Source organism: Pseudomonas sp. xss_4 (assembly GCF_043104125.1).
GTDB lineage: Bacteria > Pseudomonadota > Gammaproteobacteria > Pseudomonadales > Pseudomonadaceae > Aquipseudomonas > Aquipseudomonas parafulva_B.
The window spans coordinates 45342-57135 of record NZ_JBICKJ010000063.1; the positions used below are offsets into that span (position 1 = coordinate 45342).

At 62.4% G+C, this 11794-nt stretch carries 8 protein-coding genes; 1 reads left to right on the top strand and 7 read right to left on the bottom strand.

The features are described from left to right. Nucleotides 1-6: 6 nt before the first annotated feature. The 7 genes from ACF8GB_RS11370 to ACF8GB_RS11400 form a co-directional block, all read right to left on the bottom strand. Entirely contained in the window at nucleotides 7-840 is an 834-nt protein-coding gene (locus ACF8GB_RS11370; protein WP_058639351.1) for an urease accessory protein UreD, read from the bottom strand. A gap of 280 nt (nucleotides 841-1120) precedes the next feature. Continuing rightward, nucleotides 1121-2035, bottom strand: coding sequence for a tyrosine recombinase XerC (gene xerC, locus ACF8GB_RS11375; protein ID WP_145254575.1), 915 nt, complete (start codon nucleotides 2033-2035; stop codon nucleotides 1121-1123). A 243-nt stretch (nucleotides 2036-2278) separates the two neighbouring features. After that, on the bottom strand, nucleotides 2279-4540 hold the full coding sequence (locus ACF8GB_RS11380; RefSeq protein ID WP_196121874.1) for an ATP-dependent DNA helicase: 2262 nt from the start codon (nucleotides 4538-4540) through the stop codon (nucleotides 2279-2281). Further along, nucleotides 4537-6186: a VRR-NUC domain-containing protein gene (locus tag ACF8GB_RS11385; RefSeq protein WP_078478698.1), complete on the bottom strand. Its 1650-nt coding sequence runs from the start codon at nucleotides 6184-6186 to the stop codon at nucleotides 4537-4539. The genes ACF8GB_RS11380 and ACF8GB_RS11385 overlap by 4 nt, the downstream gene beginning before the upstream one ends. Before the next feature lie 131 nt (nucleotides 6187-6317). After that, complete coding sequence (locus ACF8GB_RS11390) at nucleotides 6318-7646, bottom strand: GntR family transcriptional regulator (RefSeq protein WP_058639355.1); 1329 nt, start codon at nucleotides 7644-7646, stop codon at nucleotides 6318-6320. Then, the gene (locus tag ACF8GB_RS11395; RefSeq protein ID WP_392527047.1) at nucleotides 7646-9025 is read right to left on the bottom strand and encodes a hypothetical protein; all 1380 of its coding nucleotides are present in this window, start codon (nucleotides 9023-9025) and stop codon (nucleotides 7646-7648) included. The genes ACF8GB_RS11390 and ACF8GB_RS11395 overlap by 1 nt, the downstream gene beginning before the upstream one ends. Before the next feature lie 613 nt (nucleotides 9026-9638). Then, nucleotides 9639-10661, bottom strand: coding sequence for a zinc-dependent alcohol dehydrogenase family protein (locus ACF8GB_RS11400; RefSeq protein WP_058605122.1), 1023 nt, complete (start codon nucleotides 10659-10661; stop codon nucleotides 9639-9641). Nucleotides 10662-10865: 204 nt separating this feature from the next. Between ACF8GB_RS11400 and ACF8GB_RS11405 the strand changes: the two genes are divergently transcribed. Continuing rightward, nucleotides 10866-11780 (top strand): LysR family transcriptional regulator, encoded by a 915-nt coding sequence (locus ACF8GB_RS11405; protein ID WP_058605121.1) that lies wholly within the window; start codon nucleotides 10866-10868, stop codon nucleotides 11778-11780. Nucleotides 11781-11794: the final 14 nt, after the last annotated feature.

Genomic DNA, 11794 nt, shown 5'->3' on the forward strand with positions numbered 1-11794 from the left:
CTCTCTTCAGGTGGCCCAGATTCGTGGCGGGCAGGCGGACAACCCCAGGATGGCCGGACGCAGCACCTGCCAAAGGCGTTGCAGGGTGTGTTGCAGGTGTTGGTTGTCGTGATCGAGCAGGCGGATCACCAGCAGCGAGCCGAGCAGCGTCGCGCCTGCCGGGATACCCAGCGCGTCCAGATGCGGGCGTATGGCCTCAAGCGTGCCTTGATTGGCGGGCGCAGCGCAGAACGTTGCCAGCAACGGATGACCACCGAGCTTCTCCAGGCGTCCACCGCGCACCCGCAAGCGTTCGTGCAGGCCGATTTGGTCTGCAAGCTCGATGCTCAGCAGGCTGTCGAGCGCGCCTTGCTCAAAGCGCTCTTGCATGACCGGCCTACCCAGACACAAGGTTTCCCAGGCCAGTAGTCGAGCGCCGGCTTCGAGGGTGAAGCGGCTCTCGAGCGTTGCCTTGGCACCATTGAAAAAGATGCTGTCCTGAGGCAGCCACTCCAGTGTGCTGCCCGCTGCCAGGTGAAAGCGCTGGGTCAGGCGCGCCGTCGGGCCCACGCTGCGGTAGAACTTGCTCGCCCCCGGCATGGTAAGCAGCGCGTGACTACCGGGCCCCAGGCTGATGTCCAACTCTAGCCGGTCACCGGCGACGATGCCGCCTGGCGGGTGCAGGACATAGACGTGGCATGGCGCGCCTTCCGGATAGAAAGGCCGCTGCACCAAAAGAGGTCCGAAATGCCGGCGCGCACCAAGGCGGGTCACATCCTCGCGTACGACAAAACGCAATTGCAGACAAGCGCTCCACCCGGTCGGGTCGTCCAATGCTTTTAGCGGCTCTGCGAGCATCATCCTGCAGCCCTTGTAGTGCGTGGCCTGATGGCCGTTGCGAGGGGACCGGGCGGGGACGACTACGCGTTCCTGCCTGACCACTCGATCAAATTCTCGAGGTGGACATAGCAGGGAATGGGCCAATTCGGCAGCTCAGCGGTAGATGCTTGAATCAAAGCGCTGCGCCCGCATTGGGCAGCTGGTTGGTGCGCGCACTAGCCGAGGGCATGCACGAGCGCCATTGAGGTGCTCGTGGGCCTAGGCATGGGGTGGGCTGTCTTGCGACAAGGGACAGGCGTGTTCAGTAGTCGAAACGGTCCACGGCACGCCGACGTTCGTTGTCATCGCGCCGGTCATAGATGGCCGTGGTCTGGATGTTGGCGTGGTGCGCCAGCTTCTGAGCGATGGACAGGTCATGCTCTTCGATGACCCGCGTGATGAAGGCGCGACGAAAATCGTGCGGCATGATCTTCACACCGACCTGCGCACCGCGTTGGCGGGCAATGTAGTAGATCGCATGCTTGGTGATGCGAGCCCGGGTGATGTGGTTGCCCCGCCGAATTCGGTTGAACAGGAACGGATCGTCCTCTGCGCCGGCAGGCAAGCCAGCGCGCCGCAGGTCAAGCCAGGCCTGCAGTTTTTCGAAGGCCCAGGGCGGTGCGTACTTGATCAGCTGGTGATTGCCCTTACCCACCACCTGCAAACTGCGCGCCTCGAAATCCACTTGATTCAGGTCGATGTCCACCGATTCCGACTTGCGCATGCCGGTGCCGTACAACAGGGCGATGATGGCCGCATCACGAACGCCCTGCGGGCGCGGGTCAGCGGCGCAGACGTCCATCAGTTCCCGAATCAGGCTGCGCCGCAGGTTGCGACCAGGCGGTAGTCGCGAGCCAGTGGCAGGTTTGACCTCGCGCATGCGCAGCAGGTGCTCGTGGTCGATCAGGCCCTGTCGCCAGGCCTCGTTCATCACGCCGCGGATGGCGTTGACGTACAGCGACGAGCTATTGGGCGCAAAACCATCGCTGCGCAGCGCGGCGACCAGCCCTATCACATGACCAGGCTCGAGCTGATGCCACGGCACATCGACCAGGTTGCAGTCCACGAACCCTAGCCGGTCGGCAGCGTCCTGGAGGATATAGCGCATGGTCTGCTGGCTGGAGGGCGCCAGCCGGTCCATGTACTGCAAGAGCGGGTTTTTCGAAAGTTCGGACAAAACATAAATCCTGTAGCCGTGTTGCAGCGCAGGCGGACGATGAGTGCAAGCTACTCATTCTCAGGCCTCGGAGACAGCGCACGGGCCAAGCCACTGCGAACCTGACACGCTCAACCGCCCTCAAATACAACGGATTGTGGAACGGTGTGGCCGCTGATCTTACCGCAAAGGGCCCACCAGAACGAACGCAGGGCCTTAAAGCTGCCTTTTCATCAGTAGCGGCAAAGGGCCCGCTCTGCAGTGTCAAGCAATCGCTGGCGGCCACCAGCCTGGAAACATCTGCTGAACACGGGGTTCGGCAAAGCGCTCGTCGATAAGTACCAGTACCCCGCGGTCCTGGTCGCCCCGGATGACCCTGCCTGCTGCCTGGATGACTTTGCGCACACCTGGATACAGGTAGGCATAGTCGAACCCAGCGCCGAACTGGCGACCAAGCCGCTGCTTGAACTGCTCGTTGATCGGGTTGACCTGGGGCAGGCCCAAAGTGGCCACGAACGCGCCGATCAAGCGCGTCCCCGGCAGATCGACCCCTTCACCGAAGGCCCCGCCCAACACCGCAAACCCTACGCCGCGGCCGCCCTCGACGAAACGGTCGAGAAACGCCTGACGCTCGCCCTCGTCCATCCCTGGGGCTTGCGACCAGAGGGGGATTTGCCCGTGCTGGCGCGCCAGCAGCTCGGCCACCTGCTGCAGATATTCGAAGCTGCTGAAGAAGGCAAGGTAGTTACCCGGAAGGCGCTGGTATTGCTGCGCAATCAGCTCGACGATCGGCGCCAACGAGGCGCTGCGCTGCTGATAACGCGTGGAAACCTGACTTGCAATGCGCACTTCCAGCTGCTCGGCGCGAAACGGCGCGGCTACCTCGAGCCAAGCGGTGTCCGCCGGCATGCCCAGCAGGTCGTGGTAGAAGCGCCGGGGGCTCAGGGTGGCTGAAAACAAGGTCACACTGCGGGCCGCCAGCATACGGGGCGCGAGCAGCCGCGCTGGGTTGACGTTACGCAGGCACAGGGTGGAATAGCGCTTATTGCGTGGGCCGTTGCGCACGCTGATGTCGAAAAGAAAATGCTCGTCGAACAGTTCTGCCACCCGGTTGAACTGCAACGCGTTGAAGAAAAACTGCAGCAGGTGCGGATCGGTATGCGCCGGGGATTGGTTCATCTGCTCCTGAATCAGGCTGGTGCACTGCTGGAGCGCGCGTAGCAGCGCTTGGGGCAACGCGTCACTGGCCTGGTACGGCGCGCGCTGTTCCTTGTGCAGCGCATTCCACTGCCGGTTCAAACGGTCCAGCGCCGTGGTCAGCCCGGCCGGCTTACGTTGACGTAATGCCTGCAACTGGCCTTGATCGAGACTGGCGCTGTACATGCTGCGGCCGCGCTCGACCAGGTTGTGGGCTTCATCCACCAAAACGGCAGTACGCCATTGGTTGGCCTGGGCCAGGCCGAAGAGCAAGGCGTGGGCATCGAAGTAGTAGTTGTAGTCGGCAATCAGTACATCGACCCAGCGCGCCATTTCCTGCCCCAGGTAATAAGGGCATACCTGATGGGCCAACGCCACTGCGCGCAGGCTGCTGCGGTCGAGCATGGGCTGGGCAGCGGCGGCTTCGCGTGCGGCAGGCAGCCTGTCGTAGAAGCCCGCCGCCAACGGACATGACTCCCCGTGGCAGGCCTTGTCCGGGTGTTCGCAGGCCTTGTCGCGGGCGATCAGCTCCAGCGTGCGCAAGCCGGGCTGGGCCTGGGTATCGGTCAGTTGGCGAAGGGCATCCAGGGCCAGCGCGCGCCCCGGTGTCTTGGCTGTCAGGAAGAACAGCTTGTCCAACTGCTGCGGCACCATGGCCTTGAGCAAGGGAAACAGCGTGCCAAGCGTCTTGCCGATGCCGGTACTGGCCTGGGCCATCAGGCAGCGGCCAGTGCTCACGGCCTTGTACAGGGTCTCAGACAGCTGCCGCTGCCCTTGCCGAAACTGCGGATAGGGAAAGCGCAGCGCCAGTAGCCCTTGGTCGCGCTGCGCAAGGCGTCGTTGCTGACGGTGAGCCCAGGCCAGAAACCGTTGGCACTGGTCGTCGAAGAAGGCCTGCAGATCAGTCGCCGTGCAGTGCTGGGTGATCAGCGTCTGCCCGTCACTGTCGACGTCCAGATACACCAGGGCCACATCAAGGGCTGACAGGCCACGCGCCTGACACAGCAGCCAGCCATAGACCTTGGCCTGAGCCCAATGCAATTGGCGATGATTGTCAGGCTGGCGGGCCAGGTCACCCCGGTGGGTCTTGATTTCTTCGAGGCGGTTGCAGGCCGGGTCATAGCCATCGGCGCGTCCGCGAACACGCAGGGTTTCAAACTGCCCTTCAAGGGCGATTTCCGACTCATAGCCCGCCCCCCGGCGGGCGACCACGCGCCGATGGCCTTCAATGCCTTCCTGGGCTGTGGGCGACGGCGTGAAGCGCAGGTCCAGGTCACCCACCTTGGCGCTGAACTCACACAACGCCCGTACGGCTACGCTGTAGCTCACGCCGCCTCGCTCCAGCGCACATGACACACCGCGACCGGCAGGCCATGCAGGCGGCAGAATTCCAGCCACCGCAGCTGGTTGTCCTGCAGGCGATCACCTGGCCCCTTGACCTCCACCATGCGGTAGCGGCCTTGCTCCGGCCAGAACTGGATCAGGTCCGGCATACCGGTGCGGTTGTTGCGAATGTCCTGCAGCAACCTCAAAAAGCACTGCTTCAGATGGGCGCCCGGCAAGCAGCCCAAGGCTTGGTCCAGCAGGGTTTCACTGAGCATGCCCCAGAACACGAAAGGCGATTGCAGGCCGCGCTTGGTGGCATAGCAGTCCAGAATGGCCTGCCGATGTGTCCCGTCGTCCAGCCGGCTCAGGCAACGCTCGAACACTTGGCTGCGCCGATGCTGGAAGTCGCTGTCGTGCAGGTCTTGTGGCGCCGACTGGAACGGGTTGAAGAAGGCTCCTGGGACCGGGGCGAACACGGCCTCCCAGCACAGCAGGCCGAACAAGCTGTTGAACAGAGTGTTTTCCACATAGTGAACCTCCCCACCCGCCGCAGCCAGATGCTGTCGCACCGCTTCCTCGACGCCAAGCTCGGCGTGGGCTCTGGGCAGTTCCAGCTCCATCACTTCGACGGGCTTGAGGCGCTGGCGACGCTGAGGTGGCCCGCCGAGCTTGCGCGCCAGGCGCGGCAACATGCGCTCCAGCGCCTGTACCTCGAGCGCATTGGCCGGCGCTGCTGCCAGTTGCAGAGCCAGGGCATGGGCCTGCTCCCAGGACTGTGTGCGCTCCAGTACGCGTACTTGACGAATGCGCGCCTGGGGGTGGGCGCACTGGGCGTACACCGCCATGGCCTGATCCCACTCGCCGTTGCGTTCGCACTGCTGGCCCAGCGCGAACAGCAACCGCGCCCGGCGCCTGGCTAGCCATGCATTGCCACTGTGCAAGCCTTGCAGTGTCGCCAGGATCGAAGCGGTATCGGCGCCCTCCTCAAGACGCTCGGCGCACTGGTGCAGCGCCAGGGCCAGATCAACCTCCGAGCGCTGGTGCAAGGCCCGCGAGTCAGCGCTGAACGCTACTTGCTCGAAGCGCAGCACCCCCAGGTCGGCGAGCACGAAGTCCGACCAGTCTTGATAAAGATTGCCGAAAAACAGCAGCCGAATTCGGTCACAGACCGGCTGTCGACACCACTGCACGATACGCAGCTCACTGTCGGCGAACCATTGGCGCAGCGACCGCGGAGCCAGTTCCAATGCTTGCAACTCGGCCAGCAGCTCATGCTTGGCCGCCCGCGGCCGGCTGAGCTGCGCTGCAAAGCACTGCGCCAGTTCATCCTTGCGCAAGAGCGTGAACAACTGCTCGAGGGTCAAGTGCTCGGGCTCGCACACCCAGCCGAGGCCGATCAGAGGTGCCAAAGCCTGCCCGGTATCACCGACTTCGGCATACTGCAGGCGATCATCGCGAAACAGCTCACCCTTGCGCATGACCATGCGCACCATGATCGCTTGTGCAGGAGGATCCAACTCGGCGAACGCAGCGATGAACGCCTGCTCGCTCAGATCGAGCAGGTCTGCATAGCGCTGCCCCACCCAGCACAGGACCTGGCGGAAGTTATGCAGGTAATACAGGGGATCTTCGACAGAATGGGCAATCACGGAAATCGGTCGGACGGCAGCTTTACGGGGTACTGGTTATACATACAGATTGGCCCATGTGACAAGTGCCGCGGGTCGGGCCGTGCACCTTCGCACCGTGGCAGCACGGCCGATGCCGGCTGGTAAGGTCATCAGGGATGCCCGGCGATCCGAGCCAGTCGATCGACGGCAATCTGTAGCTCTACCGGGTCATCGCCGGTCCAGCCCAGGGCCAGGTGGTGCTGAAAGCGGCTTTGCAAGCTGAAGTGCTTGCCAGGCATGGCATGCAGCGACGTGCCTGCCAGCGCCTTGCTGATGGACTCCCAATGCACAGGCTGGCGCAACCTTGCCCAGATCAAGCCGCCGCCGTCGGGCAAACGCAGTTGCAGCTGTGGCCCGAAGCGTAACGCGAGCACGCGTGCCAATGTTCGGGTACGGCGTTGCAGCGCCTGGCGAAGCCAGGCCCATTGTGCGTCCACCTCCCCTTTGTCCAACATGCAGGCCAGCGCTTGCATGCGTAAGGGTGGCAAGCGGAAAGCCCGTTCGCCAAAGCCTCTGGTCAGTGCACCGGTTGGTCCGAGTACGTAGGCATACGGGGCCTCGGGCCCAAGCACTGCCTCGAACCCACCCACCACCAACAGTTGCCTGACATCCACCCAGTCTCGCTGGCGTATGACAGGCGGGCCTGCGTGACAGAGCTCGCTGTCCAGGTCGCTTTCCAGCACCCATACCCGATAGCGTGAAAGCAGATGGCCCAACTGCTGCTGGCCCGCCGAGGACACTAACCGCCCTTGTGGCGTGCTCAGACATGAGGGCAACACCACAAGCCCCACTGGCTCGCTTTCCAACAGACAGGTCAGCGCATACAGATTCAGATCACCCCGAGTATCCACTGGCACCTCCAGCACGGGCACCCCGGTCCGGGCGAGCGCCTGCAGTAGCTGCCAGCAGCACGGTGAATGAACCAGTACTGTCGCATGCCGAAGTTCGAGCGCTGCCCACACCGTATCGAGCAACGCAGTGAGGTCCGGCGCCACGTGCACATCCTTGGCGCACCAGTAACGGCTGCTGGAATGGGTGTAGCGCTCTGCAAGCGCCTGACGCAATCTCACGCTCCCCGGATCCTGCCCCCTGCCCACGGCTCGCAGCCGCTGACGCGCCAGCCGGCGTTCATGGTTGTGCAAGTTCAGCTCGAACAGCGATGGCTCGAATACCGGCAGCTGCCGGGGCACGATGGCCAGCTCGCTGCTTGACGCACCGTGCACGAAGTAGCCCGATCTGGGCAGGCGCTGAACACGACCGGCTTCCTCCAGCAGGTTATAGGCGTGCTGAACAGTGCCCAACGACACCCGCAGCCTCGAAGCCAAGCCACGCAGCGAGGGCAAACGCTGTCGTTGGCCGGGCGGCGATTGATCGATGAGTGCTTCGATGTACCGGTAGACCTTGCGGTAGGCAAACTCGCGATGCGGGGCCTGCGGCATCACGACCACTCCACGTCACTGCCCTGCGCCGGCAATGGCGCCTGACACAGCAGACGCAGGTTGATGTCACGCCTGGCCAGGTGCCTCAACACGCGCATGGCCGAGGCAGGCAAGCTGGTTTCATACACGGCCCGCAGCTGTGCAACAGGCAAGCCACTGACATTGACGAGCCAAGCCTTCACGGCCTGTGGACAAGGCTCGCCGCGTAAGGCGTAGTGCAAATAGGGCAATGCCACCAGCATGTCGGTATGCCGGCACTTGAGGTAGCGCTCCAAATGCTCACCCCTGCGAGCGAAAGGTGCAAACAGCAGGCAAATCAACTGATCGTGACTCAAACCCAGCACGCCGCCCGCCTGCGCGGCGCGGCCCCGGCCCGGTTTGTCTACCTGATTTTTGAGCGACAATGCGGGCCTGCACCCCAGGGTTTGCTGAGCGCGGCTCTGCAATTGACGCACCTGCGCCAACGCCTCAGGCTCCACGAAAGCCCCCAATGGATAGGCATCCTCTGGCACTGCACACGCATTGCCGAGCATCGATTCGAGTTTCTGCCCTTCAAGCAAGTCAGCCAGAAGCTCATCGATCGCCATGACTCGCAGTGGTGTACGTGCCTGCACCTCCCGGCCTGCCGGCATGGTTTCCTGGCCGCCAGCACCCTCCAGCCGCCGTGACAGTTGACTGAGGCCGTCAGCCAACGCAGCCAGGCAATGCTGCGCCTCGGGCAAGCCAATTTCGCCTGCAAGGTGCAGGATGCGCCGGAACCAGGCCAGAAAACGATGCCGCTCTCGCGCCGGTATTGCCGTGATCATCACGTCGACAGGTGTTTGGGACTGCACGGCCTCACTGAATGTGGTTGCCAGGTCCAGATAAAGCCAAGCGCCTAGCACCCCCTCGGGCCTGGTCCGTGCCAGATGCCCCAACATCAGCATGGCAGTACTGGCCGCAGGGGCGTCGTCTCTGCTGGGCACCCAGTCTCGCGAAAAGGGCCTGACTGCCCGGCCCTGGACCATAAGCAACTCAACGCGTGGATCATCCTGCAGGAACAAGGCATTGAACGCACGCTCGTGAGCTATCAGGGTGTTGAAACTGGGAGCGGGTTGACTGATCACCAACACGCGCAACTGGAAGGTGACCGGCCCGCGTGCGGCGATGCTCAATTGCGCAGCCCGAAGCATGGCCAGTAACCTTGCACTACGGCGGTCGTTGCCATGCAGGACCAATACACGGAATGTCCCGATATATTCAGCACCTCCGGCAGCTATTAGCAATCGCTGAATCAACAACTGCAAGGACGCACGTTGCGATTGGGACATATGATTCAACAAGCGCTCCAGCACTTGCCGATAAATATGATGCATAGCCTGATCGTGAATAGCCGTCACGATATTACCTCGTCCAGTTCATGCGGCCAGTCGATGCACAAGCACTTGGCATCGACCGGCCCGGGGTACTCCGAAAGGTCGTTACAGTTCACGCACAACGAAGTTCACCTTCACTGTCGACACACATCGGAAACCCTCACCGCATGCCCATGGCACACCGGACCTTCACGCCATTGCCCAGCCAGCTCAGCCCTGCTCATATCACGCTCCTTGCGTAAACTGTCATTGCGCCATTATCGATATGCAACAGAAGAATTAAAGATACAGATCAGGGGAAAAAAAGTAGTCAGCAGTGATGAAACGACAGCTTGACGTTGAAACTTAAAGACTTCAATCAAAGATAAGAGGCGAAATATTTCTGCAACTCGAGAACACTGAAACTTTATGTAGTATCAGTCTTCGTCCATTGTAGGACTTATCCTTTTATAAATTCATGCACAGGCCCCCGGCCACGGGTCGAAGCGAGTAAACAACCAGGAACAGTCAGCCGTCGCCGGGGATCACGCCGGCGACGGCTGACTGTTGGGAGGAGTATGTGCGGGTAAAGCCAGATGTGGCCGGCAGCGACCTGTAGATGCCCACCCAGTGAAGCGAGCCATCAGCAAGTGGCTTGTCAGGCTGGCGTAAGGTCCAGAACCACGCGCCCGCCGCAAGGGCACTGGTCCATGTACCGATGGGCGTCGACCACTTGCTCGAACGGATACACCTTGATGATCTGCGGCGTGAGCAGCTTATCGGCCGTGAACTGGTTGATGTCGCGCAATGCCCTGTGCAAGGCCACCTGGTCCTGGCTGATGCCCAATTCAGGCTTGCCTGTAAAATTGCCAATACAGTGCACGTAGAACTGAATGTTCTTCTGGAATGCAGCACAGGCCGGGAATGGGGTCTGGTTGCCGCCTTGCAGGCCATACAGCACCAGGCTGCCACGCGGGGCCAAGACATCACCGAGCAACGACATCTGTGGCCCACCCAGGCCATCGAGCACCATGTCTACACCGCGACCTTCGGTGTACTTGCCTACCTGCATCACCAGGTCCTGCTCCTCGGTGACGATCACTTTGTCAGCGCCCAGGCCGAGCAGATAGTCACGCTGCTCGCCATCCTTGGTCGCGGCAAACACCGTCAGCCCAAGCGCCTTGCCCAGCTGCACGAACGCCGGGCCCGCGCAATGACTGGCATCGGTGACCAGTGCCGTCTGCCCACTTTTTGCACGGGCCAGATCGACGTACGCAAAATAGGCGATCAGCAGCGGCGTATAGTGCACGCTCGCTTCGATCGGTGTCAGCACCTCGGGATAGCGGGTGATGGCTGAACGGGGCAAGACGATGACGTCACCGTACACCGGGTGATCGTTGGCACTGGTGGCCGGGAAGCTCGCGACCCTGTCACCGACCACGATGTCGTCGACCGCCTCGCCCACCGCCGTCACCACGCCGGCCATTTCATGACCTATACCGGCTGGCAGCCGTGCACGGGAGGACGCCAGGTTCTGGCGCCAGAGCACGTCGTACCAGCTGACACCGATCGCCTCGACGCGGATTTGCACCTCACCGGCGGCGGGCATCGGCTCAGCCTGCTCCTCGCAACGGAGCACATCCGCAGCGCCGAACTTGTGGAACCGAATCATGCGGGACATCGCCTACCTCGCCTCGTGAAACATCAATTACCACTGACTCTATCCGGGCTTTACCCATCAGACCAGCCGCGGTCATTAATAGTCGACATGCCTGTCATCGATTGGGCCCTGCATTTTCCCTGCAATTGGCCCCCTGGATGGGTGCAGGTTACCAGCCTTTGGCCTTAATATTCACCCCTGCTCCTTTTCTGGCGAAGCGCCCCGATGAATCGAAACGACTTGCGTCGCGTAGACCTCAACCTGCTGATCGTGTTCGAAACGCTCATGCACGAGCGAAGCGTGACCCGTGCAGCGGAAAAGCTGTTCCTCGGCCAGCCCGCCATCAGCGCCGCCCTGTCGCGCCTGCGCAACCTGTTCGATGATCCGCTTTTTGTGCGCACCGGCCGCAGCATGGAGCCGTCCGCCCGCGCCAACGAAATCTTCGCCCTGCTTTCGCCTGCGCTGGATTCGATTTCCACGGCCGTCAGCCGTGCTGCCGAGTTCGACCCGGCCACCAGCAACGCCGTGTTTCGCATCGGCCTGTCGGACGATGCCGAATTCGGCCTGCTGCCCCAGTTGCTCAAGCGCGTACGCGCCGAAGCGCCAGGTATCGTGCTGGTGATACGGCGCGTCAATTACCTGCTGATGCCCACCTTGCTGGCCTCCGGTGAAATTTCGGTCGGCGTCAGCTATACCAGCGAACTGCCCGCCAATGCCAAACGCAAGGTGCTGCGCCGCAGCCGGCCGAAGCTGCTGCGGGCCGACAGCGTACCGGGCAGCATCAGCCTCGATGATTTTTGCGCAAGGCCCCATGCCCTGGTGTCGTTCGCCGGGGACCTGTCGGGCTTCATCGACGAAGCCCTGCAGGCGCTTGGACGCAAGCGCCACGTGGTCCTGGCCGTGCCGCAGTTCAATGGCCTGGGCAGCCTGCTGGCCGGCACCGACATCGTGGCCACCGTGCCCGATTACACGGCCGATGCCCTGACAGCGGCCGGTGGGTTGCGGGCTGAAGAGCTGCCGCTGGAGGTGCGCAGTTTTGAATTGCACATGGCCTGGCGCGGGGCGCAGGACAATGATCCGGCGGAGCGGTGGTTGAGGTCTAGGATTCAGATGTTTTTTGGGGATCCTGAGAGTCTCTAGTCGCCGCCGGATAG

Bases quoted from the DNA above. Each gene is read 5' to 3' on its own strand.
- ACF8GB_RS11370 (WP_058639351.1), bottom strand. From the start codon at position 840: ATGATGCTCGCAGAGCCGCTAAAAGCATTGGACGACCCGACCGGGTGG.
- ACF8GB_RS11390 (WP_058639355.1), bottom strand. From the start codon at position 7,646: ATGCCGCAGGCCCCGCATCGCGAGTTTGCCTACCGCAAGGTCTACCGG.
- ACF8GB_RS11400 (WP_058605122.1), bottom strand. From the start codon at position 10,661: ATGTCCCGCATGATTCGGTTCCACAAGTTCGGCGCTGCGGATGTGCTC.
- ACF8GB_RS11405 (WP_058605121.1), top strand. From the start codon at position 10,866: ATGAATCGAAACGACTTGCGTCGCGTAGACCTCAACCTGCTGATCGTG.